General features: G+C 43.0%; 22 protein-coding genes. 17 read left to right on the top strand and 5 right to left on the bottom strand.

Annotated features, from left to right (window positions below):
• Positions 1–10 precede the first annotated feature (10 nt).
• From atpB to CXF60_RS11820, 11 genes are all read left to right on the top strand, one after another.
• Positions 11–877, top strand: coding sequence for a F0F1 ATP synthase subunit A (atpB, locus tag CXF60_RS11870; RefSeq protein ID WP_101205957.1), 867 nt, complete (start codon positions 11–13; stop codon positions 875–877).
• Positions 878–910: 33 nt separating this feature from the next.
• Positions 911–1,159, top strand: coding sequence for a F0F1 ATP synthase subunit C (gene atpE, locus CXF60_RS11865; RefSeq protein WP_010197960.1), 249 nt, complete (start codon positions 911–913; stop codon positions 1,157–1,159).
• A 117-nt stretch (positions 1,160–1,276) separates the two neighbouring features.
• Complete coding sequence (locus CXF60_RS11860; RefSeq protein WP_101205956.1) at positions 1,277–1,747, top strand: F0F1 ATP synthase subunit B; 471 nt, start codon at positions 1,277–1,279, stop codon at positions 1,745–1,747.
• Between the two features lie 13 nt (positions 1,748–1,760).
• Entirely contained in the window at positions 1,761–2,384 is a 624-nt protein-coding gene (locus CXF60_RS11855; RefSeq protein ID WP_057762004.1) for a F0F1 ATP synthase subunit delta, read from the top strand.
• 93 nt (positions 2,385–2,477) lie between these two features.
• On the top strand, positions 2,478–4,022 hold the full coding sequence (gene atpA / locus CXF60_RS11850) for a F0F1 ATP synthase subunit alpha (RefSeq protein WP_057762002.1): 1,545 nt from the start codon (positions 2,478–2,480) through the stop codon (positions 4,020–4,022).
• A 216-nt stretch (positions 4,023–4,238) separates the two neighbouring features.
• Complete coding sequence (gene atpG, locus CXF60_RS11845; protein ID WP_102092096.1) at positions 4,239–5,120, top strand: F0F1 ATP synthase subunit gamma; 882 nt, start codon at positions 4,239–4,241, stop codon at positions 5,118–5,120.
• Positions 5,121–5,158: 38 nt separating this feature from the next.
• Positions 5,159–6,592 (top strand): F0F1 ATP synthase subunit beta, encoded by a 1,434-nt coding sequence (gene atpD, locus CXF60_RS11840; RefSeq protein ID WP_057761998.1) that lies wholly within the window; start codon positions 5,159–5,161, stop codon positions 6,590–6,592.
• Between the two features lie 114 nt (positions 6,593–6,706).
• Complete coding sequence (locus tag CXF60_RS11835; RefSeq protein WP_057761996.1) at positions 6,707–7,123, top strand: F0F1 ATP synthase subunit epsilon; 417 nt, start codon at positions 6,707–6,709, stop codon at positions 7,121–7,123.
• A gap of 600 nt (positions 7,124–7,723) precedes the next feature.
• A complete protein-coding gene (locus CXF60_RS11830; protein ID WP_057761994.1) occupies positions 7,724–8,440 on the top strand; it encodes a response regulator in 717 nt (238 codons plus the stop codon).
• A gap of 317 nt (positions 8,441–8,757) precedes the next feature.
• Positions 8,758–10,455, top strand: coding sequence for an ATP-binding protein (locus CXF60_RS11825; RefSeq protein ID WP_102092095.1), 1,698 nt, complete (start codon positions 8,758–8,760; stop codon positions 10,453–10,455).
• Positions 10,456–10,646: 191 nt separating this feature from the next.
• On the top strand, positions 10,647–10,826 hold the full coding sequence (locus CXF60_RS11820; protein ID WP_057761990.1) for a hypothetical protein: 180 nt from the start codon (positions 10,647–10,649) through the stop codon (positions 10,824–10,826).
• A 38-nt stretch (positions 10,827–10,864) separates the two neighbouring features.
• On the opposite strand, the gene CXF60_RS11815 is transcribed toward CXF60_RS11820, so the two are convergent.
• Complete coding sequence (locus CXF60_RS11815) at positions 10,865–12,343, bottom strand: ATP-binding protein (protein ID WP_102092094.1); 1,479 nt, start codon at positions 12,341–12,343, stop codon at positions 10,865–10,867.
• A gap of 426 nt (positions 12,344–12,769) precedes the next feature.
• On the opposite strand from CXF60_RS11815, the gene rpsP reads away from it, so the two are divergent.
• From rpsP to rplS, 4 genes are all read left to right on the top strand, one after another.
• Positions 12,770–13,039, top strand: coding sequence for a 30S ribosomal protein S16 (gene rpsP / locus CXF60_RS11810; RefSeq protein ID WP_021812802.1), 270 nt, complete (start codon positions 12,770–12,772; stop codon positions 13,037–13,039).
• A gap of 165 nt (positions 13,040–13,204) precedes the next feature.
• On the top strand, positions 13,205–13,738 hold the full coding sequence (gene rimM, locus CXF60_RS11805) for a ribosome maturation factor RimM (protein ID WP_101205950.1): 534 nt from the start codon (positions 13,205–13,207) through the stop codon (positions 13,736–13,738).
• Between the two features lie 77 nt (positions 13,739–13,815).
• Entirely contained in the window at positions 13,816–14,580 is a 765-nt protein-coding gene (trmD, locus tag CXF60_RS11800) for a tRNA (guanosine(37)-N1)-methyltransferase TrmD (protein ID WP_102092093.1), read from the top strand.
• Between the two features lie 205 nt (positions 14,581–14,785).
• The gene (gene rplS / locus CXF60_RS11795) at positions 14,786–15,205 is read left to right on the top strand and encodes a 50S ribosomal protein L19 (protein WP_101205948.1); all 420 of its coding nucleotides are present in this window, start codon (positions 14,786–14,788) and stop codon (positions 15,203–15,205) included.
• Between the two features lie 224 nt (positions 15,206–15,429).
• Here rplS and CXF60_RS11790 read toward each other — a convergent pair whose 3' ends face one another.
• A complete protein-coding gene (locus CXF60_RS11790) occupies positions 15,430–15,990 on the bottom strand; it encodes a DUF4442 domain-containing protein (RefSeq protein WP_102092092.1) in 561 nt (186 codons plus the stop codon).
• A gap of 512 nt (positions 15,991–16,502) precedes the next feature.
• On the opposite strand from CXF60_RS11790, the gene CXF60_RS11785 reads away from it, so the two are divergent.
• Complete coding sequence (locus CXF60_RS11785; RefSeq protein ID WP_102092091.1) at positions 16,503–18,026, top strand: DUF3360 family protein; 1,524 nt, start codon at positions 16,503–16,505, stop codon at positions 18,024–18,026.
• A gap of 154 nt (positions 18,027–18,180) precedes the next feature.
• On the top strand, positions 18,181–20,025 hold the full coding sequence (uvrC, locus tag CXF60_RS11780; protein ID WP_102092090.1) for an excinuclease ABC subunit UvrC: 1,845 nt from the start codon (positions 18,181–18,183) through the stop codon (positions 20,023–20,025).
• A gap of 133 nt (positions 20,026–20,158) precedes the next feature.
• On the opposite strand, the gene CXF60_RS11775 is transcribed toward uvrC, so the two are convergent.
• The 3 genes from CXF60_RS11775 to lgt all read right to left on the bottom strand — a co-directional run bounded on the left by CXF60_RS11775 (position 20,159) and on the right by lgt (position 22,698).
• Positions 20,159–20,731: a dihydrofolate reductase gene (locus CXF60_RS11775; protein WP_102092089.1), complete on the bottom strand. Its 573-nt coding sequence runs from the start codon at positions 20,729–20,731 to the stop codon at positions 20,159–20,161.
• Between the two features lie 64 nt (positions 20,732–20,795).
• Entirely contained in the window at positions 20,796–21,665 is an 870-nt protein-coding gene (locus tag CXF60_RS11770; protein WP_102092088.1) for a thymidylate synthase, read from the bottom strand.
• Positions 21,666–21,813: 148 nt separating this feature from the next.
• Entirely contained in the window at positions 21,814–22,698 is an 885-nt protein-coding gene (gene lgt, locus CXF60_RS11765) for a prolipoprotein diacylglyceryl transferase (protein ID WP_057761969.1), read from the bottom strand.
• Positions 22,699–22,892: the final 194 nt, after the last annotated feature.

Below are 22,892 nucleotides of genomic sequence, written 5' to 3'. Positions count from 1 at the left end.
AGCTTACATTATGGCATCCGAGCAAACATCATCAGAATATATCTCTCACCACTTAACGAATTGGACGTATGGCTATTTGCCGGGCGAAGGTTGGAAAGTTGCTCATACTGCTGAAGAAGCAGGGGCAATGGGCTTTAATGCTATCCATCTTGATTCTATGCTATGGTCGATTGGTCTAGGTATCTTATTTTGCGCCGTCTTTTGGATGGTTGCCAAAAAAGTCACTTCAGGCGTGCCAGGAAAAACTCAGGCCGCAGTTGAGATGATCGTTGAGTTTGTTGATAACAACGTTCGTGATTCATACAGTGGTACATCAAAACTGATTGCGCCATTGGCGTTGACCATTTTTGTTTGGATCTTTTTGATGAACTTGATGGATTTAATACCTGTTGATTTCATTCCAGGTATTGCTGGACAAATCGGTGCCGCTATGGGCCATGATCCACATCATGTTTTCTTTAAGATTGTTCCAACGACTGATCCTAACATCACGCTTGGCATGTCGTTCTCTGTCTTTGCACTGATTATCTTTTATAGCATTAAAGAAAAAGGTTTGGGCGGCTTTATCGGTGAGTTAACACTACATCCGTTTGGCGCCAAGAACCCAATCGTACAAGCGATTTTGATTCCCATCAACTTCATCCTAGAAGCAGTTACTCTAATAGCCAAACCTGTATCACTTGGTTTGCGTCTGTTCGGCAACATGTATGCTGGGGAATTGATTTTCATACTGATTGCTCTAATGCCGTTTTGGATTCAATGGGCGTTATCGGTACCGTGGGCTATCTTCCACATCTTAGTTATTACACTTCAAGCGTTCGTATTCATGATGCTGACGATAGTTTATATGTCGCTTGCATCATCAACTGAACATTAATTAGACATTCAATAGGTAAATGAGGATACATCAATGGATCCAGTATTAGGTGGTTACACAGTTATCGCAGTAGCACTACTTATCGGTCTTGGCGCACTTGGCACAGGTATTGGTTTTGCTATTCTAGGTGGAAAATTCTTAGAAGGCGTTGCGCGTCAACCAGAGCTTGGCTCACAATTGCAAACTCGTATGTTCATCGTAGCAGGTCTTCTTGATGCTATTCCGATGATCGGTGTTGGTATTGCTATGCTATTGTTGTTCGCTAACCCTCTAGCAGGTTAATCCGAAAGCTCAGTTGTAAATGTTTGGTATTCGGAGAATTTCTATCAAATATAGTCAAGATTTGACTACCAAACATGATCAATGAAACTGATTTTTCATTAACAAAGAGGTGATCACGTGAATATCAATTTTACCCTCGTCGGTCAAGCCATTGCTTTTGCAATATTTGTGATTTTTTGCATGAAATTCGTGTGGCCACCACTTATCGGTGCCATCAATGAGCGTCAGCGTAAAATTGCTGAAGGTCTGAATGCCGCAGAAAAAGCAAAAGCAGATTTGGCGACCGCGGAGCAAAATGTCCAGCAGGAACTTGATCTTGCAAAGACCAAGGCTGCCGCTCTAATCGAGCAAGCGAACAAGAGTGCCAATCAGCTCGTCGAAGATGCAAAATCGCAAGCCCAAGCGGAAGGCGAGCGCATTCGTCAACAAGCGCAAGCATCTATCGATCAAGAAATCAATCAAGCGCGTGAATCATTACGTGCCCAAGTTGCTGAACTGGCTGTACTTGGTGCAGAGAAGATTTTGCAAGACAAAGTCGATGTGCAAAAACATGCCAGTATGTTAGACCAACTGGCGGCGAAGCTGTAATTGTGAGGATATAATGGCTGACTTATCAACCTTAGCACGACCGTACGCTAAAGCCGCGTTTGACTATGCCAACGAAAACGGCGCAGTCAACGAGTGGGAAAACTTCTTACTTGTTGCTAGCACTGTTGTCAATGACAAGTCGTTCAGTACTTGGCTAGACAATCCAGCTGTTTCTGCTGAGCATAAGTCAGCTGCTTTGGTCGATCTTTATGATACGCAAGTAGCTAGCGCTAATGATTCTGCTTTTAAGCAGTTATTAAGCGAAGCTCAAGGGACTAGCCTTGACAGTAACGTAAGCTATCCAAAAGTATCAGTAGCACTTAGTAACTTCGTTAAACAGTTATCAGAACAAGAGCGTCTGGCGCTGCTTCCTGAAGTTTATGAGCATTATCGCCGTCACAAGGCAATAAGCTTAAAGCAGCTTGACGCATATGTGACCTCTGCCTACCCATTGACTGATGAACAGCGTCAAACGCTACAAACGCGTCTTGCTGCCTCGCTAAATGCTAGTGTAGTGATTCACGAATCAGTTGATCCAAGTCTATTGGCAGGCGCTACAATCAAAGTCGGTGACAAAGTCATTGATGATTCGATGCGCGGCAAGTTACAACAGTTAAAAACACAGCTAACTGCCTAATGCCAATCATCAATACAGTCAAATATTGACTGTATGATTATAAGAGCAATTAAGTCAGTGGGCGGGTTATCATAAATTAAAGGAAACAAGGCAATGCAACAATTGAATCCAGCGGAAATCAGTAACCTGATTAAGCAGCGTATTCAAGACCTTGATGCGGGTGCAACTGCAAAGAATGAAGGCACGATTGTCAAAGTATCTGACGGTATCGTGCAGATTCATGGTCTTGAAGATGCCATGTACGGCGAAATGATTGAGTTTGAAGGCGAAATCTACGGAATGGCTCTAAACTTAGAGCGTGATTCTGTTGGCGCGGTAGTACTTGGTGATTACCTAAAGCTGCAAGAAGGTCAAAAAGCCTATTGTACTGGTCGTATTCTTGAAGTACCAGTAGGTCCTGAGCTGTTAGGCCGTGTTGTTGATGCTTTGGGTAATCCTATTGATGGCAAAGGTCCTATCGATGCCAAGATGACTGATAAAGTCGAAAAGATCGCTCCAGGCGTTATCGACCGTCAATCAGTAGATCAACCAGTAATGACTGGTTATAAAGCCGTTGATACCATGATCCCAATCGGTCGTGGTCAGCGTGAGCTTATCATTGGTGACCGTCAGACTGGTAAAACAGCGATGGCTATCGATGCGATCATCGCACAGAAAGCGTCAGGCATTAAATGTGTATACGTGGCTATCGGACAGAAACGTTCGACTATCGCTAACGTAGTACGTAAGCTTGAGCAAACTGGTGCACTAGAATATACCACTGTTGTGGTTGCTTCAGCATCAGAGCCTGCAGCACTTCAGTATATCGCACCGTACTCAGGTTGTACGATGGGTGAATACTTCCGTGACCGCGGCGAAGATGCACTGATTGTATTTGATGACTTATCAAAGCAAGCAGTTGCTTATCGTCAGATTTCACTACTATTACGTCGTCCGCCAGGTCGTGAAGCTTATCCTGGTGACGTATTCTATTTACACTCACGCCTACTTGAGCGTGCATCACGTGTAAATGCTGATTATGTAGAAAAGTTCACTAACGGTGAAGTGAAAGGTAAAACTGGTTCTCTAACCGCACTACCAATCATTGAAACACAAGCTGGTGACGTATCTGCATTCGTACCAACCAACGTTATTTCGATCACTGATGGTCAGATCTTCCTAGAGTCTAGCTTATTCGCCTCAGGTATCCGTCCAGCAGTAAACGCTGGTATCTCGGTATCTCGTGTGGGCGGGGCCGCTCAGACTAAGATCATCAAAAAGCTATCTGGTGGTATTCGTACCGCTCTAGCTCAGTATCGTGAACTAGCAGCATTCGCTCAGTTCGCATCAGATCTTGATGATGCAACTCGCGAGCAGCTTGATCATGGTGAGCGTGTGACTGAATTGATGAAGCAGAAGCAGTATCAGCCGATGTCAATCTCTGAGCAAGCAGCCGTTATCTATGCTTCAAACGAAGGCTTCTTAGCTGACGTACCTGTCGAAAAGATTGGTTCTTTCGAAGAAGCGTACCTACGTTATATGCATGATGAGCAAAGTGAATTGATGCGTGAGATTGATGACACTGCGAACTACAATGATGATATCGCAGGTCGTTTAAAGTCATCTCTAGAGACCTTTAAACAAAATCACAGTTATTAATTTAACGGGTTAAGCCGAATTGGTTATAACTGTAGCTTAGAGCTGATAAAGTGGCGCGTTGTCTGACCAGATATTTGCGCCACTGTTTTAACCATTACCGGTATTAGATCGCGTAATGCCACAAGATATAAAATGTTATTCTGTAGGATTGATGTTGTATATCAAACGATTGTCGCATGCGCCAATGCTTTTTAACCCTCTTATATTGGAATCATTATGGCAAGCTTAAAAGAGATACGTGCCAAAGTCACCAGTATTAAAAGCACCCAGAAAATTACTCGTGCTATGCAAATGGTAGCGGCAAGTAAAATGCGCCGTGCACAAGAGCGCATGGACGTGGGTCGCCCGTATGCTGATAGTATGCGCCGGGTTATTTCACATTTGGTGCATGCCTCATCAGACTACAAACATCCGTATATGGTATCGCGTCCAGTCAATAAGGTTGGCTATATTGTCATTACCTCTGACCGTGGCCTAGCGGGTGGTTTGAATATTAACTTATTCAAAGCCCTAACTAAAAGTATCCAAGATTATCAAGATCAGTCTGTACAAGCTGAGTTTGCAGTCATCGGTGCCAAAGGTGTGAGTTTTTTCAAAAACTTTGGTGGTAAAGTTACATCGGCTGTGACCGATTATGGCGATAAACCAACGTTTGAACAATTGAATGCACCGGTTCAAGCGATGCTTGAAGACTATAGCAACGGCAATATTGACCGTATCTATGTGGTCTACAACCAATTCGTCAATGCGATGACTCAAAAACCAACAGTTAATCAGTTGGTTCCTCTACCAGAGCAGTCATTTGATGATGAAGACAGTGGTCTACAGACAGAACTTAGCTGGGATTATATCTACGAGCCTGACATCAAGACGTTAATTGATGAATTGCTTGGTCGCTATATTGAGTCGATTGTTTATCAAGCGGTAATGGAAAATATTGCCTCTGAGCAGTCTTCACGTATGGTTGCGATGAAAGCGGCAACAGATAATGCTGGTGACCTTATTAACGATTTACAGTTGGTTTATAACAAGCTGCGTCAAGCGGCGATTACCCGAGAAATCTCGGAAATCGTTGGCGGTGCTGCTGCTGTTTCATAATTGACTACACCTATATATAGAAGTTCAAGGAGAACGCAATGAGTAGCGGTCGTATTGTACAGATTATTGGCGCGGTTCTTGACGTTGAGTTCAACCGTAATGAAGTTCCTCAAATTTTTGATGCCTTGCAAGTAGACGGTACCGAAACTACCCTAGAAGTACAGCAACAGCTGGGTGACGGTATTGTACGTACTATTGCAATGGGTTCAACCGAAGGTTTAAAGCGTAACCTACCTGTTACTAATACTGGCGCACCTATCTCTGTGCCTGTAGGTACTGGTACGCTAGGTCGCATCATGGATGTTCTTGGTCGTCCTATCGATGAAGAAGGTCCTGTTGTTGCTGACGAAAAATGGTCTATCCACCGTGAAGCGCCAAGCTACGCGGATCAGTCGAACAGTACTGAGCTACTAGAGACTGGTATTAAAGTTATCGATCTACTTTGCCCGTTTGCTAAAGGTGGTAAAGTTGGTCTGTTTGGTGGTGCTGGTGTTGGTAAAACCGTTAACATGATGGAGCTGATTAACAACATCGCTCTAAAACATGAAGGTTTGTCAGTATTTGCTGGTGTTGGTGAGCGTACTCGTGAAGGTAACGATTTCTATCACGAAATGCAGGAAGCTGGCGTTGTAAACACTGAAGACTTCAGTAAGTCTAAAGTAGCAATGGTGTATGGCCAGATGAATGAGCCACCGGGTAACCGTTTACGTGTTGCACTGTCTGGTTTGACTATGGCTGAGTACTTCCGTGATACCAAAGATCCTGTTACTGGCAAAGGTCGTGACGTCCTATTGTTTGTTGATAACATCTACCGTTATACACTAGCGGGTACAGAAGTATCAGCACTACTTGGTCGTATGCCATCAGCGGTTGGTTATCAGCCAACACTAGCTGAAGAGATGGGTTTACTACAAGAACGTATTACGTCAACTCAGTCAGGCTCTATCACTTCAGTTCAGGCGGTATACGTACCTGCGGATGATTTGACCGATCCATCACCTGCTACAACGTTTGCTCACTTGGATGCAACAGTTGTACTAAGCCGTGATATCGCATCACAAGGTATCTATCCTGCGGTTGATCCATTGGATTCAACATCACGTCAGCTAGATCCACAAGTAATCGGCGAAGATCATTATAATGTTGCTCGTGGTGTTCAGGAAGTTCTACAGCGTTATAAAGAGCTTAAAGACATCATCGCTATCTTGGGTATGGATGAGTTATCAGAAGAAGATAAACTGGTTGTTTATCGTGCTCGTAAGATTCAGCGCTTCTTGTCTCAGCCATTCCACGTAGCCGAAGTCTTCACTGGTGCACCTGGTAAATACGTACCACTACGCGATACCATTGCTAGCTTTAAAGCAATCATCGCTGGTGAATACGATGACCTACCAGAGCAAGCGTTCTACATGGCTGGTAGCATCGATGAAGTAGTCGCTAAAGCTGAAAAAATGAAGTCTAAGTCAGCGTAAGTTGTATGAGCATAAGCTAACGAGTAGATATAATATAAACCTTGTATCTACTCTTCAGTAACGCATCGCAGTTTTACTGTTTTTTGATCGCGCTTTGATGGTAAGGAATTAAGTATGGCAACGTTACAATGTCGCGTCGTAAGTGCTCGTGAAGAGTTGTATTCAGGCGAAATTAGCATGTTAATAGCTACTGGTACCGAAGGCGAGATTGGTGTATTGCCAGGTCACACACCGCTTATTACTTTGCTAAAGCCAGGTGCAATGCGAGTGCAAACACCAAACGGTGAAGAAGAAGTAATTTACGTCTCAGGTGGTGTACTAGAGGTACAGCCTAAGATGGTTACGGTATTAGCTGATACAGCCATGCGTGCACACAATCTTGACGAAAGCAAAATCGTCGAAGCACGTAAAAAAGCTGAGCAAATGCTAGTTAACCAGTCTGATACGCTACAAACCAATGCGGCTTTGGCCTCACTTGCAGAGTCAGTAGGACAATTACAGACTATTCGTAAGTACAAAAACCGAGCGTAATTTATTACTGATAGCTCTAGCTAATCATTTAGAGTTATCGCTAGAAGTAATGATAAAAAGACAGTCCATTATATGGGCTGTTTTTTTATGTCTATTCATTATGAAATTAACGGTTCTGCGGTAAATACACACGGTTATTACTTGGATAGTATTTGTGGCAGTCCAATCTATTTTCAGGAAAAATCTTTTATTATCAATGAATCATCGTCCATTGGAATTTTCTTAAAAAGACACTGGCGACAACGGTAATATATGGTTATATTAGACATAACGTATTATAAGTAACGAGCAGTAACTGTACGCGATAACGTTGGCTCGATGGTTTGGGTAATTAGCAAACGATAGATAATACAAATTGCGATGTACTAACGAAGTAATTGACGTAATTTCTGGACGCAAACTAAAGTTTTGATAGGGGTAGTTTATAGGTTTTGTTACCGACTATCAGCTATAGTATAGGAAGCTGATAATTTAATAGTATACTGTGCTACCAAGTTTGTAACAGCTATACGAACATCAATTGTGCCACTATATGGTGCTATTAATTTTACCGCTCTTACTTTTACTGCTTTTAAATTAGATGTATTAGAGGATATAACAATGACAACGAATGAAGAAGACAACACCCCCCGAATCTTGATTGTTGAAGATGATGAGCGTCTGGCCATGTTGACTCAAGATTACTTGGTCAAAAATGGTTTAGAAGTGGCAATTGAAACTGATGGTAATCGTGCTATTCGCCGTATCGTCAATGAGCAGCCAGATATGGTTGTACTTGATGTTATGCTACCTGGTAGCGATGGTTTGACCGTATGCCGTGAAGTACGCCCGCATTATCAAAATCCAATTTTGATGTTGACTGCACGTACTGAAGACATGGATCAGGTATTGGGTCTTGAGATGGGTGCTGACGACTATGTTGCCAAGCCTGCTCAGCCACGTGTATTGCTTGCCCGTATTCGTGCGCTACTGCGCCGCTCAGAAAATGCACCATCAGAAGATGTGCCACAACGTCTGGAGTTTGGCGAGTTAGTAATTGATAACGGCGGTCGTTCAGTTAACCTAGGTGATGAGTTGGTTGATTTCACCAGTGCTGAATATGATCTACTATGGTTACTTGCTTCTAATGCAGGTCGTATTCTATCTCGTGAGGATATCTTTGAGCGTCTACGCGGTATTGAGTATGATGGTCAAGATCGTTCAATTGACGTACGTATCTCACGTATTCGTCCAAAAATCGGTGATGATCCAGAAAATCCAAAACGTATTAAGACCGTACGTAGTAAAGGCTATCTATTCGTAAAAGAAGGCAACTAATATTGTTGCTTCTATAGGTTGATTAATTATTAATCATTATTCTAAAAAACCAGCAACGATGCTGGTTTTTTTGTGGCTAAATTCTAATTTTTAAACTTAAATGCAGTGTTATGTGGTTTAATTAACTCATTATTATAGACGCTGACTAAATATATGTCATACATATAAGTCTTTGGATGATTGCTGCATATGAATTAAAATGCGGTAATTAAAAGTCTATCTCTATTCGATCATGCTCGATATCATCAAACACATAGCACTATCTATATGTTTGATGATATTAGCAATCTCTATTTATTAAGTTGGTCACGGCACGTATGTCATTAGTCTCTTCTTTAAAACACAGTATTTTTGTTCGTATCTATGCTGGGCTACTTATAGTCTGCTTATGTGTGGCACTGTTTGCGCAGTTATTGATGGATACCATTAATAAGGAGCGTGTGCAGTCCTATCGTGAAAATATGGCAATGGGGGCGTTCCATTTGGTGAGTGAAGGAATCTCTCACCAAAATAGCGAAGAAGAGCGCGAATATTGGTTATCAGATGCGAGTAGTTTGTTTGGTACTACTTTTAAAGTCTTGCCTATTGACGAAGTAGATTTTAGCGCCAGTGAGCTACGCCGTTTTAAAAATGATAATACCGTTGTACGTTATTTCAACCAGCCTGTATATGCAGATGTTTATTACCGCTTGCCGGATAATAAGAGTGTGTTAACAGCAAGAATCTCTCAAGTTACCGAGCAGCAAGTACGGGCAATCGCGGTCTTTTTATTAGATGACTTGTCTTATCACATGACATTATCGGACAAGCGTGCACGTTTGGCTGAATTGGAGAAAAAGTTTTCTTTTCCTTTAGCGTTCAAAGCAGTGAATACGCTTGAGTTAGATTCAGATCAGATGGCTCGTCTGCGTCGTGACGAAGTTGTTATATCGCTGCAAGATACTAACAGTAGTACGAGTAACTCTGCGATTAGGGTAATAGTACCCTCTGAAATCAATGATATGGCAATTTTGATTGGGCCTATACCGTTATTTAATTGGTTCCCGCTGAACTTAATTATTAGTATGATTCTTATCAGCATGTTCCTAATTAGCTTAGGTGTATATGCGCTCATCTTCCCGCTTGAACGTAAGTTACAATTGATTCAGGTAGGTGTGAATGAAGTCAGCCAAGGTAATCTTGATATTCAAGTACAGGTTATTGGTCAAGATGAAATAGCGCGTTTGTCAGCGACTTTTAATGCCATGACCTCGCATATTAAGCGTTTGATTGAGTCACAGCGAGAGCTTACCCGAGCGGTCTCACATGAGCTTCGTACGCCAGTGGCTCGTATTCGATTTGCCGTAGATATGCTTGCTGATACAGATGACGAAGACTCACGTTTTATGCAGCGTGATTATATTGATGAAGATATTGAATCGCTTAATGGTTTGATTGATGAGATCTTGACCTATGCTAAGCTTGAGGAAGGGTCACCAAAGTTAGATTTAGAACCAGTAAACTTAAGAGAGCTGTTAGAGCAGATCGAGCGCGAAACCAATGCGCTAGGTAAACCTATCAAAATAGTAACCAGTTTACCAAATGCAAAAGTAACAGCAGTGGCAGATAGACGCTACTTACACCGTGTGATTCAAAATCTTGCAGGTAATGCGTTACGCTATGCAGAAACAACCATTATCATTAGTGCAGGTGTCAAAAAAGGCAATGCCTTCGTTAGTGTCGAAGATGATGGACATGGTATTCCTGAAGCAGATCGCGAAAAAGTATTTATTCCATTCTCACGCTTAGATGACAGCCGTACACGCGCGTCAGGTGGCTATGGCCTAGGCTTGTCTATTGTATCGCGTATTGCCTTTTGGTTTAATGGTAGTATGAAGGTGGATGAGAGTCGTGAGTTAGGCGGTGCAAGGTTTGTGATGACATGGCCTATTAAACCATTGACGCAAATTCTTGCTGCTGATGAGTTAACGCAAGAGAAAAGCGAGCGCGACTTCGATACTAAGTTGTCAGATTAGACCAAGTTATAGGGCTCAGCTATAAGAGCAAGCTATCAGGCTAAATCATCAGACTAGGCCTTAAATGTTAGTCATAATACTAAAGACAATCAGCGTCATTTTAATGGTATAACAGGATACAGCCTTATAGCTGGGTGACGCGCTCTTCGCTATTTTTTAAGACAGTTGGACAATGTCATAGGAGGCATAGGATGCCATATTTATTTGGTGGCTTGGTAGTGTTGAATGCGATTACGCTAGGCTATTATCTATTCTTAAAACAGCCGTCAACGACCCAAACACTACAAACAGCTCAGGCTGAAATTACCCAGCCACTAGCTTTCACTAACAGTGCTGAGTATATTCCGCCGGCTATTGGTAGCAAAGACTAGCGTTGACCTCTTTACTTATTCGAATTAAAGTCTTATCGCTATTTTGAATTTGGTACTGTTGTGCTGTCTACCTCAGATACTTCGTCTACGTCAGCCGCTAACGTAGTATCTCCAGCGACTTTAGAGAGTAGGGGAATGCGTACGCATACTTGTAGTCCACCTTCAGGGTGGTTGATGGCTTCAACAGTACCATGATGTAATCGTGCAATACGATCAACAATCGCAAGACCTAGTCCGCTACCTTGAGTAGTCCGCGCCGTCTCTCCACGTTCAAATGGTTGCATAATCCGCTCTAATTGATCGTCAGCGACGCCATCACCGCAATCTCGTACACAAATCACTAACTGTTCTTGAGCTTCTTTGTTCACCACATTTTCGCTGACCACATCGGTATCTTCGTCTTCGACAGTTTCTATAAATGTCGGTACAACCGTTGCCGATAAATAAATTGGTGGTTTTCCATAACGATTGGCATTATTGACTAAGTTGATAATCAGACGCTTGATGGATAATGGACGTACGGGAACGACCTTGTCGCATTCTGACTCATATACAAACTTCATTGGCGCAAACTGCACCATGACTTCATTAAATATAGTGTCTAGGTTGGTCAAGCTGACTGGCTCATCAGAACCGTCTTTCATAAATGAGATGAACTGCTCCAAAATAGCATCCATATCCTCAATATCGTAAATCAGCCCTTCACGGAAAAAATCATCTGGTAGCATCTCTGCAGTTAAGCGCATACGTGTCAACGGCGTCCGCAAATCATGTGAGATACCGGCAAGCATTATTGTTCGCTCTTTTTGTGCCTGATTCAAGGTCGTGAACAGTCGGTTAAACGCCATATTAACTTGACGTATTTCTGTGGGGCCTTTCTGAGTTGGCAGTGTGGTTGCATGACCGAGACGAATATAATTAGTAGCTGCCCGCTGTAGGTAGCGTAGCGGGCGATTTAATTGACGGGCTAATAGAATAATCGTTAGTAGCGATAGGATAGGCAGTCCGATCAAAAATAGCACCAGTAACGTCGGGCTATATTGTGAATAGTAAACCACAGGCTCACGCACCCAAAAACTGTCATCACGGCTATCTTGTACCCATAGCTGCGGTGTGGGCTTAAATTTAAAATAAACCTCTACAGGGCGACCAAGCTGCGCACCGATTTCACGTTGTAGTACGTCAGTAAAAAAGCTCACGAATGGCTTGTCAGCGACTTCTGGAAAGTCGCTCGGATTGTTTACCACGACGACATGAGAGTGCTGGTAAATCCATTGGCGTACTTCGGGACGACCTTGCCAGTCTTTATTAACGCTATTAATCAGCTGCAACTCACTCGTTAAATAGCGTGCATGGTTTTTTAACTCTGGCAGATACAGACTGCGCCAAAAGAACAAAATTGACAAGCTCACACTGATAAGCACGATAAAGGCAACCATCAAGGTCGTTAGCCAAGTGTTGGAATAAGAGCGTGGCAGCCAACCTTTACGACGCGGCTTTGGGTTCGGAGAGATCATATGTGTCCAACAGAGTAAAAGAAAAGTTAGCGTGATATAGCGTGTAGCTCTTTAATTGCGATTGCCTTAAAGCTAGTCCGTGCATCAATCTATAGCGGTATATCATAGAATAGCATAATCAATAAATAGTACTGATACAGTATGCAATCGACGAGCGAGCCAAACAGTTATTGGAATAGATATAAAGTTAAGCTTAAGGATAAATGTATTTAGCAATCATCTATTTTTCAGAGAGAGCGACAGTAATCTATAGAATCTAAAGAAAAACTTTAAAAATAAGCCATTATTATCAGTTATATTTTACTTAGGTCGACATTTAAGCTATTGTTAATAAATAATTAAATATGCACAGTTTATGTTTTCAACAAATAAAGACTGTGATATAATTATGCCCTTTTTGGTATACCTGCGAAAGAGAGAATTCACATGGTTGTTATTCGTTTAGCACGGGGCGGTGCCAAGAAACGCCCATTTTATCAAGTAGTTGTTGCTGATCAACGCCGCGCGCGTGACGGTCGCTATATTGAAAACATCGGCTTTTTTAACCCACTCGCTAAAGAGTCTGAAGAAGCAGTACGCCTAAACATGGAAGCGTACAATGCGTGGATCGCAAAAGGTGCACAACCTTCAGATCGCGTTGCTTCATTAGCAAAAGCTTACAACAAGTCTGCAGCTCAAACTGAAGCAACTGCTTAAGTTTTGGTTGTTACTGAGACGTTCATAGCAAAACTATGACATGACTCAGTAGACTTTAGAATACATAGCGTAACTGGTCTGACCAGGGTGCGCCATTAACTGTTTATCGCTTTTGACGCAATTGTTTTTGCAATTGCTGTTTTAATCATTGTTAGGTTAGCTGCTATGTCATCTGTTCCAAACGCTAGTGCCCTTATGAAAATTGGTCAGCTTAAGAAGCCTTACGGCATTAAAGGCTGGCTTTGGGTATTCAGTGATACGGATGACCGTACAGCAATATTCGACATGAAGCCGTGGTGGATGAAAACTGCCACTGGCATGAAACCTTTGACTGTGAAAGCTTGGCGTGAGCAAGGAACAGGAATTGTGGCTCAATTTGAGCAGATTCCTGATCGTAATGTTGCTGAGACTATGAACGGTGTTACCGTTTGGGTCGAACAAAACGTCCTGCCTGAAACAGCTGAAGACGAATATTATTGGTCGGATTTGGTCAGTCTGCGCGTGATGAACGAGCAGGATGAGTATCTAGGTAATATCACTGAAATGTTTGAAACCGGTGCCCATGACATCATGCGTGTAACGGCAAATTCAGACAGTTTAGACAATGAAGAACGCCTGATTCCATGGCATAAGCAAACTGTGATAGAAGTCAATATGACTGAAAAAACAGTGCTTGTGGCATGGCCGAGTGATTACTAATAGCGTTTCTGGCTTTTTAGTCAGACGTTATTATTACTTACACCGATTGTTTTAGCCTTAACGCAAGTAGACATCAGATGTATTTTGCCGTAATTAGTATTTTTCCTGAGATGTTTGCCACGATTCGTGAATTTGGAATCACGGGCCGAGCAGTGACTCAAGAGCAAGTTACGATTGAATGCATTAATCCACGTGATTATACCACCGATAACTATCGCCGTATTGATGAGCGCCCTTATGGGGGTGGTCCTGGGATGGTGATGATGGCTGAGCCATTATCGAAAGCCATTGAGGATGCACGATTGCGTGCCAGTCAACATGGTTGCCGTGTCGATAGTGAGCACTGTCCGGTGATTTATATGTCACCGCAAGGACAGACGCTTAGTGAGAGTAGCGTAGTCAATATGACTGATTACGATGGCATGATTTTATTATGCGGTCGTTATGAAGGTATTGACGAGCGTTTACTATCACAATATGTCGATATGGAAGTATCGTTAGGTGATTACGTGTTGACTGGTGGCGAGTTGCCAGCAATGGTGCTGATGGATAGTGTGATACGTCGTCTGCCCGATATCATGGGTGATGACAAGTCAGCGGAGCAAGACTCTTTTGTCGATGGCTTGCTTGACTGTCCACACTATACTAAGCCGCATGAGTTTGCGGGTATGGCGGTTCCTGAGGTATTACTTTCAGGTCACCATGCCAATATCGCTAAGTGGCGTTTTAGTCAGCAAGTCAGTCGTACGCAAACGCGTCGTCCAGACTTATGGCAAGCGTTTACTCCAACCGTAGAGCAAGCGAAGTGGTTGAAAGCATTGGCCAAAGCAGATAAAAAGTAGATTTTTAAAATCTGACTTTATTGTTACTAGGTTTGATAAACAGTTAAGAAACAGAATTTTGAGCAATAATAAAACGAGTCATCACATAGTGGCCGTTGGTTATAACCCATTTACGTTGTGTCTCACTATAAAGAGATGCGATTAATTATTACAAACAGGTGATATGCGTTAAGCCTCTATTATCTAATGTGAGGAGATAACTCTCATGAGCAACAAGCATCCATTGGTTCAGGTCATCGAAAACGCTCAATTGCTTGAGCGCCCAAACTTTGCACCCGGCGATACCGTTGTGGTACAAGTAAAAGTACGTGAAGGTGAGCGTGAGCGTTTACAGGCTTTTGAAGGCGTTGTAATTGCTAAGCGTAACCGCGGTCTAAACTCAGCGTTTACCGTACGTAAAATCTCAAGCGGCGTTGGTGTTGAGCGTGCATTCCAATTGCATTCACCAATCATCGATAGTATTGAAGTGAAACGCCGCGGTGCTGTTCGCCGTGCGAAACTGTACTACTTACGTGAGCGTTCTGGTAAATCAGCACGTATCCGCGAAAAACTTGCGCCACGTCCAGCTCAGAAAAAAACTGACGCTGGTGTACCTGATGCAGTTGATACTGCACCTGGTATCTAAGCACAAGTTTGCCGTTTTGAATTAGTCCTATAATTTTAGGATTGGCTCAAGACAAGGTAATAGTAGATACAAGCCCTTATTCATAGGTTTATTTATAAATAAGCGGGCCATACCAAAAAAGACGAAACCCCAATCTATGCGAAAGCTAGATTGGGGTTTTTGTATGTATAGCATTAATAATTTGAGTTTTATCAGCTCTGATAGTGCCAGTTATAAGCTAAAGTTTATTGAGCATCAAATGTATCGATGCGGTTGACTTGCTCTTTGGACTTACTGTATTTGCGCAGTCTAATGTATAAAGTCTTGGTAACGGTTGCAATGAGCTTTTGCTGCTCATCAACGATATCGACTTTATATTCACGGAATACCGCTTCGCCTTCTTTTGCTAGATCTTGAATAGTAATAATTTCAGAGCTAGGTATTTTCATGCGTGCAGTGACTTTGCTATTGCCAGGCGCAATGAAATCAATATGTGAGCTTTTGTCCCACACCACGTAATTACTACCCAGTTGATGCATCAGCATAAGCATATAAAAAGGGTCAACCATTGAATATAAGCTACCACCGAACTGAGTACCGACGATATTTTTGTTCAGAGTGTTTAGTCCCATGCTGACTACGCACAAACCCTGATCGAGACTAATATGATCGATTTTGATACCTGCGCCAATGTATGGTGCATAAGTATTAAGGCGTAGCTTTAATAAATGCGGTGTCAGCAATGGCATGATGCTTTGCTTGGCCCGACGTTTCAAAGTCTCAAGGTTGGTAGGTAATACGCTCATAAACTTGTCCTGTCGCCTTTTCTCAATTTTTTGATTGTATCAATAATGCGGTTTTACACAGTATCACTGGGAAATAAATCGATAAAAAGTATTTATCATAATTAAAAAGTACTCAGCCCGCTAGCTCTAAAGCGTAACCGAAATGACATATTTATGCCCACTTACAGGTAACGATCGTTATTTATTATAACTATCTTTGCTATTCATCTATGTGATAAAAATCCACCTAGATGTAAATTATTATCAATAAAACGGTCGTTTATCCTAATTCAAAGTCTATAACAGAGAGATTTTTTCCTCATGGTTTTCTATTAAGGTCAATTTTGTCTTAAATGAAAACTTTAGTTTATATATTATAATGAGATACATAGTATCTTTAAATGGTTTTAGGTTCGCATTTCATCAAGTCTTGGCATACAATAGTTCGCAGTTTGTAATAGGCGCTTTGGTCTATGACATTAGAGCAGAGCGTGTGCAGTCAATCAAAGACGTAATCGACACAAGGAAATGTGATGAGTAACCCTCAGACCCCCTCTTCAGGGTCTAATCCGCCGACCTCGAACGTAAACCACGACAGTCAAGTACAAGGCAGTTATGTAGATTTGCATAAGCCCAGTTCTAGTTTTGACAGTCGTGATGCTTACTTAAACCATGAATTACAAATCATGCAGCCGAAACGCTGGCGTCCTAATTTACCATTCCGTGATTACCGTTTTGAATACGAAGATACTATTCCAGCAATGGCCGCGACCATCGGTAAAGTTGTTATGGTGGGCGCCATTGCAGCAACCTTTGCAGGTCCACTCGGCTTAGGTGATGCGTTTGTTCTAGAAAACGTACGCTACGAGCTATTGATCGTCTCCTTCTTTATTATCTTATTTTCGGGCTTTTTATTGCCGACGGCTAACCTTGCTGGTACTCACGGTCCACTTATTCCTTTGATTCCTATTGTGGTAGCAGCTGGTGGGCACCCGATGGCCTTTGGTTTGCTTATCGGTGCTTTTGGTCTGCTCCTCGCGATTAGTAAAGGGGGGAGTCTACTAGCCAACTTAACCAGTAAAGGTGTGTGCGGTGGCCTATTGATTTACTTGGGCTTTATCGGAACCACATCACAGGTCAAAAATCTCTTTGCTTGGGCAGAAGGGATTGGCATGTCGCACATTGCTTTCTTTATTATTCTAGCGACTATCCTGCTATATGCATTGCTTGAGCATTGGCAAAAACGCTGGCTCGCGGTTCCGCTAAGCTGTGTGTTAGGTGGAGGTCTTGCATTTGCATTGGGCGCACCTTTTGAGTTCAAAACAGCGCCAGGTCTACCAAACATGAATCCAATGTATTGGTGGGGCGAAAACACAGGTTGGATGTTAGGTCTGCCGACGATTGAAAGCTTCATTGTAGTACTGCCGTTTGCTATTTTGGCCGTGGCAATGTGGTCGCCAGATTTCTTGGGCCATCAGGTGTTCCAAAAAATCAGCTATCCTAAGCGTACTGAAAAAGTGCTTATGGATATTGATGACACCATGACCAGTGCTTCATTTCGTCAGGTAGTCGGCTCTGTATTGGGCGGCGCCAACTTTGCGTCATCTTGGGGAACGTATATTGTTCCTGCGGCGATTGCTAAACGTCCAATTCCTGCCGGTGCTTTATTGACGGCATTGTTTTGTATTATCGCAGGGGTTTGGGGCTATCCGATGGATTTGGCCATTTGGCAGCCAGTGATGTGTGTGGCCTTGATCGTTGGGGTGTTTATTCCATTACTAGAAGCTGGTATGGAGATGACGCGTGAAGGTAAAACCACGCAATCTGCTGCTATCGTGGTATTTGCGTCGGCATTAGTTAACCCAGCCTTTGGTTGGTCGCTCACGTTGTTGCTTGATAACTTGGGCTTGATCGGCTCTAAAGAGCGTAGTGCTAATTTGACTAAGATGAGCCGCTGGATTATACCAGGTATTATGTTTGTGGTACTGACAGGCGTCATGGCTATCGTCGGTATGCTGCCAGGTATCCCAGCATTGATGGCTAACTTCCGTCATTAGTAGTATGTGATTGGATAAACGATAATAGAACAAACTAAGCCGGCGAAAGCTGGCTTTTTTATGGGTAGCACTGCGATAATAATTAGCTTGTAAAACAATGACTCCCGCCCCATAACTAGCAGTATTACTAAGATTTTTAAGAGCAATAAATTCTATGGTTAATGTCTCAGAATCGAGTCCTGTCGATGATAAAAAAGCCCGTCTTAAGCATCTGATTAAACGCCTTCCTAACTTGCCAGGAGTGTATAAGATGCTGGGTAAGAACGGCGATATATTATACGTTGGTAAAGCTAAGTCGCTAAAAAGTCGGGTAAATAGCTATTTTGCCAAGACGATTGACCATCCAAAGACACGGGCGCTAGTGGCGCGGATTCATAATATTGAGACTATTATTACGCGTAGTGAGACCGAAGCGCTGTTGCTTGAACAGAATCTAATCAAGGAGCATCGTCCGCCCTATAACGTGCTGCTGCGTGATGATAAATCCTATCTTTATGTGTTTATCTCAGCCGATAAGCCTTATCCACGTTTGGCCTACGGTCGCGGCAAAGGCAATCATCAAAAGGGTCGATTCTTTGGCCCGTTTCCCTCTGCACATGCGGCAAAAGAAACGTTGGTATTGATGCAAAAGATGTTTCAAATGCGTCAATGTACCAACACCTTTTTTAAGCAGCGTCAGCGTCCTTGCCTTGAGTATCAGATTAAACGTTGCCGTGCGCCCTGTGTCGGTTTGGTATCGCCAGAAGAGTATGCAGAAGATGTGAATAATACCATCCGTTTTTTAAAGGGCGACTCTAGCGACATCCATAGTACGCTGATTGAAAAGATGGAAGCGTCAGCTGAAGCGTTAGATTTCGAAAAGGCGGTATTTTATCGCGATCAGTTGTCCATGTTACGCGAAGTACAAGCAAGGCAAGCGGTCTATACCGTACAAGGTGAGGCAGATGTGATTGCCATTGCCAGTCAGGCTGGCATGACCTGCGTGAACGTGCTGACGGTACGTGGCGGCCGTGTATTGGGCGGGAAAAATTATTTCCCAGATGTGGATAGTAGTGAGTCGTTAGCAGACAATTTATCAGCTTTTATTACTTCGTTTTACTTTCAAGTGACCGATGATTTACCAGCTGAAATCATATTGAGCCATCAGATACCAGATCAGGTAGCAGTGAGTGAAGCATTGGCAATGCACTTTGGCAATAAAGTAGTCATCAAGACCAATGTACGCGAGCATCGATCAGAGTGGCTAGACTTAGCAACACTAAATACCAGTAATGCATTAAAAACTAAGCTTGGCGATTATTTAGAGTTGCACGCACGATTTGGCGCACTAAAAGACGTATTGGCGACTGTCACTGATCGGACGATTGATCGTATTGAATGTTTTGATATTTCACATACGATGGGTGAGGCGACCATTGGTAGCTGCGTGGTGTTTGACCAAGGTGGCTCGCGCCGTCGAGACTACCGTCAGTATGCTATCCATGATATCCAAGGTGGCGATGACTATGCAGCGATGAAACAAGTGCTGACTCGGCGTTACAAGAAACAACCATTGCCGGACTTACTATTGGTTGATGGTGGTAAAGGTCAGCTTGGCATTGCCAAAGAAGTATTGACTGAATTGGGTATCCTTGGCGACACCTTGCTCATCAGTGTGGCAAAAGGGGAAGGGCGCAAGGCTGGGCTTGAGGTATTGCACTTTATCGATCACGAACCGTTAGACCTACCGATGGATAGCAAAGCATTGCACTTGCTGATGCATATTCGTGATGAGGCGCATCGTTTTGCGATTACTGCTCACCGTAAAAAACGCGATAAGCGTCGCTCATCATCAGTGCTAGAGGTAATACCGGGACTGGGTGAGAAACGTCGTCGTGACTTGCTCAATCACTTTGGTGGTATGCAGCAGCTGTTAGGCGCTTCACAGCAGGAGTTGGCAGGCGTACAAGGTATCGGACCAGTACTCGCAAAGACGGTTTATAAAGTATTGCACGAGTAATGGATTAGATGTTATCAAGCATCAGTTTTTATTAGTTGTCTATAAATACGACTGTGTGGAGATTAAAAAAAAAGGGGCAGTCTTGGATAATTTGACTTATCCAAGACTGCCCCTTTTTTTTAATAGGCTTTTACTACTTATCAGTTTCTACTTTATAAGTGGTAAATTTAAAGCTTAAATCGCTCTTTTCATCATGCATCTGCTCAGATTCGTCTGCTACTTTAAAGCGTTCTGGCAACTCAGGGTAAAAGGCATCGCCGTCAGCAATGTCAGTATCTACATGAGTCAGCTCAATACGGTCCGTATACATCAGAGCGTCACTAAATACTCGCTCGCCGCCAATCACCCAAATCGTATCGAGATGCGCGCCATGTGCTAGGCTAGCTGCTTGTGTCAGAGCATCGTCTAGATTGTGTACCACATAAGCATTGTTGCTATCTGCGAGACCTTTTATCTCAGCATAATCCATCTGTGTCGTGACAATGAAGCTCACACGCTTAGGTAATGGTTTACTACCCATTGACTCAAATGTCTTACGACCCATGATCACGATACCTTGAATCTTGCTATCGTTTTCTTTGGTCGTCATGCTTTTGAAATGTTGCAAATCTGCTGAGATATGCCACGGTAGCTCATTGTTTTTGCCGATACAGCGATTGCTACTAATAGCAGCGATTTGGGCAACTTCGGTATGGGCATAGCTCATAATATATCCTTTTTATTATATTCTTAAGTTTTGCTTTTATTTAGCGTAGTTAATCAAACTAACTTTATACGGCAACTTTGGCTTTGATAGCAGGGTGCGACTCATAGTCATTGACGCTAATGTCTTCGTACTCAAACGCAAATATGTCTTTCACTTTAGGGTTCAAAGACAATGTCGGCAGTTTATATAGCGAGCGAGTCAACTGTAGCTCAGCCTGTTCACGGTGGTTTTGATAGATGTGACAATCACCACCTGTCCAAACAAACTCTCCAACTTCTAGACCACACACCTGCGCGATCATATGAGTCAATAGCGCATAGCTCGCAATGTTAAAAGGCACGCCTAAAAATAAGTCAGCCGAACGCTGATACAGCTGGCATGACAGCTTATTGTCTGCGACAAAGAACTGAAATAACGTATGACATGGTGGTAGGGCTACTTGCTCTGCCTCACCTGGATTCCAGCCTGACACAATCAAGCGGCGCGAGTTGGGGTTTGTTTTGATTTGCTCAACGACCTGTGCGATTTGATCGACGCCATCAGCGTTATAACTGGCATCTTCATTTTTGGTCGCGCCGTAGTTACGCCATTGATGACCATAGATAGGACCCAAATCACCAGCAGGTCTGTTGAAGCGTGCTGTCTGTTCTGCTGTCGCCCACTCATTCCAGATACGAACGTTATTCTGTTGTAGATAGTCAACATGAGTGCTGCCACTCAAAAACCATAATAGCTCATAAGCGATAGATTTAAAGTGAACCTTTTTGGTCGTTAGCAGTGGAAAGCCTTCTGCTAAGTCAAAGCGTAGCTGCGCGCCAAAATGGCTAAGCGTACCCGTACCAGTACGATCACCTTTTTCGGTGCCATTGTCGAGAACGTGGCGTAGCAAATCTAAATAGCCTTGCTCGTTATTACTTTGGATGCCATTGATCATAAAATGCTCTTTAGTTACTGCTGACAGCACATACAGGCTAGATGGGTAGTCGATATATACACTGTCATTGTTGAAAGTATTACTAGAGTAGGTGTTTTGACAGCTTACCCTATTTTAAGTCCTCAACCTTTATCACGAAAGGGTAGGCTTAATAAGCAGCTTGCTTACCCCAGTCGTAGATGCCGCGTTTGTAAGCGTAACCGATCAAGAACAGACCGATAATTATCATTGGGGCGCTTAGTATCTGACCTTTGGTCATCCAACCTAGCAAGATGAATCCTTGGTCGATGTCTGGCTGGCGGAAGAACTCAATGATGAAACGGCTAAAGCCATAACCAAGCATAAAGACACCGGTCACTGCCATACGAGGACGGGGCTTTGATGAGTACCACCACAAGAATAGAAACAACAGTAGACCTTCTGCAAGGGCTTCATACAGTTGCGACGGGTGACGAGGCAACAGGTACTGACCATTGACTTCAGTCATCAGGTCTTGTAGCGCAGGATTGGCTTGTAGCTGCTGCATATCAACGCTAGCGGCCTGCGGGAAGTAGGTCAACCAGTTATAGCCACCATCAGAGACGCGGCCCCATAGCTCGGCATTGATATAGTTACCAATACGTCCGAACAATAGACCAGTTGGCACACAGGGAACGACAAAATCGAGCACTTGGAAAGGTGTCTTTTTATATTTGCGGGCAAAATACAGCATACCCAACATGACACCAATCAGGCCACCATGGAATGACATACCGCCTTCCCAGACTTTAAACAGATAGGCAGGGTTTTGAAGCAGCTCGCCGAACTGATAAAACAATACATAGCCGACACGGCCACCTAATATCACACCAAGTGCGCCAAAGAACACCAAGTCTGAAACCATATCTGTCGTCCAGCCTTCACGTTTGGTACTGCGATACCACGCCAGTCCGTAGGCGGCGGCAAATGCCAACAAATACATCAGCCCATACCAATGGACTTCGACAGGTCCAACTGCTAATGCTACAGGATCGTACTGAGGATGAATCATCATAAAGGCATCATAATATTGATAATAAAATGCTGACTATAATAGCAAATTTCGTTCGCTGGGCATACATAATTGCTCTAGTGCCAATCAGAGTGTATGAGTAATTTGATTCTTTGAGATGATACAGAATGTATAGGCTAAGCGTCAAAAAAGATAAGAAGTGAGGTGAAAAAAATGACTTTAATTAAGGAGTGTTT

Origin of the sequence: Psychrobacter sp. 4Bb, from assembly GCF_002836735.1 — a bacterium.
Classification (GTDB): Bacteria; Pseudomonadota; Gammaproteobacteria; order Pseudomonadales; family Moraxellaceae; genus Psychrobacter.
The sequence above is the reverse complement of the archived record's forward strand: the minus strand, read 5'-3'. Positions and strand labels throughout refer to the sequence as shown.